The 286-nt window shown below is 59.8% G+C and carries 1 protein-coding gene; it reads left to right on the forward strand.

Features of this window, described 5'->3' with window-relative positions; genetic code table 11:
- Positions 1-4: 4 nt before the first annotated feature.
- The coding region (locus EN861_RS35010) for an MFS transporter (protein ID WP_135928257.1) at positions 5-286 on the forward strand (282 nt) is incomplete at its 3' end.

The raw sequence follows: 286 nt of genomic DNA on the forward strand, positions 1-286 counted from the left end.
CAACATCTCGGCGCAAGCGACGGTGTTTGCCGTCATCCTTTCGGTGAGCTTCTGCCACGCAATCAACGACATCATGCAGTCGCTGCTGCCGGCGATCTATCCGCTCCTCAAAGAGAACTACGGTCTCGATTTCTGGCAGATCGGCCTTCTGACCTTCACCTTCCAGGTCACGGCCTCGCTGCTGCAGCCGGTGATCGGCATGGTCACCGACAAGCGGCCCATGCCTTATTCCTTGCCTTGGGGCATGGCTTCGTCGCTGGTCGGCCTGATCGTGCTGGCTTACGCC

The sequence above is a fragment of the Mesorhizobium sp. M8A.F.Ca.ET.218.01.1.1 genome (assembly GCF_004791165.1).
Lineage (GTDB): Bacteria > Pseudomonadota > Alphaproteobacteria > Rhizobiales > Rhizobiaceae > Mesorhizobium.